The organism is Ornithinibacillus caprae (assembly GCF_009728145.1).
GTDB lineage: Bacteria > Bacillota > Bacilli > Bacillales > Amphibacillaceae > Ornithinibacillus > Ornithinibacillus caprae.
On record NZ_WOCA01000038.1, the window covers coordinates 1 to 1,298 of the forward strand.

General features: G+C 37.1%; 1 protein-coding gene. It reads left to right on the forward strand.

Translation table 11 applies throughout. The features are described 5' to 3' along the window. Nucleotides 1–109 precede the first annotated feature (109 nt). A partial coding sequence (locus GMD78_RS21260; protein ID WP_155671989.1) for an IS110 family RNA-guided transposase occupies nt 110–1,298 on the forward strand: 1,189 nt, incomplete at its 3' end.

Below are 1,298 nucleotides of genomic sequence, written 5' to 3' on the forward strand. Positions count from 1 at the left end.
AGCATTCCTGTAGAGCGTTAATTTCAACTTTGATCAAAAGAGAGCTCCCCAGTAAGATATGAGTATAGACACCACTCTAAAACTCAAAATCTTAAGGAGGAACTCTTATATGAAGTTTAAAATGCAAAACAAACAAAATCAACTAATTGAAAGAATTTCTGATAAACACCTTGTTGTTGGTGTGGATATTGCACAACATATTCATGTCGCACGAGCTGTAAACTACCGTGGTATTGTCATTGGTGATCCTCTCTCTTTTCAAAACGATGAAGAAGGTTTCGCTAGATTAATCAAATGGGTTGATCGTTTAAAATCTTCAAAAGGATATGATACTGAAATAATTGGTATGGAACCTACCGGACATTACTGGTTGAATTTATCTAGATGGCTATACGATCAAAGTTTTGATGTTGTAACCGTTAACCCTCATCTTGTTAAAAAGAATAAAGAAAATCGTGATAATACCCAGTCAAAAAGCGATAAGAAGGACGCGCTTGTGATTGCAGATATGATTAAGAATGGTTATTACTCTTTTATTAGACCTACTTCGGAAGCTTTTGAAAAGTTACGAGTACTCATGTCTAACCGTGATGTGATCGTTAAACGCCTTACTAGCTCTATTAACCAAATCAATCGTTGGGTAGATATCGTCTTCCCTGAACTTCGCCAAGTGTTTAAAGATGTCAAAGGAAAAGGTGCAATCGCAACACTTCGTTTGTTTCCTACTCCTTCAGAGCTACAGTTCATGGAAGCACAGGATATAGTTAAAGGCTGGAAAACAGTGATGAAACGTCATGCAGGACTTAAGAATGCAAAATCTCTCATTGAATTAGCCAAAAATTCCGTTGGCAGTAAGCAAGCTCATGATGCGTATAAGCTTCACTTAGAACAATTACTTGAAGAGTTTGATTTAGCTACAGCGCAGCTTGAAAGGGTGGAGCAAGAAGTTACCTCTGTCCTTGATGATATTACTTTCGCTAAGAAAATAATTGCCATTGAAGGGATTAGTGAAATTTCATTGGCTGGTATTTTAGGAGAAGCTGGTGATTTAAGTGGATTCGCACATGGTAATTCTCTATTAAGACATGCGGGATTACACCTGGCAGAAGCAAGCTCAGGTAAATGGAAAGGACAAATTGTTCTCTCCAAACGTGAGAGATCTCGACTCAGACGTTATTTATTTTTAACGACATTAAGCCTTGTGAGGAATAACCCTGATTTTAAGCAGATTCATTATCACAATGTCAAAGTCAAAAAGATGAAGAAAATGAAATCTATTATGAAACTCGTAGGGAAGG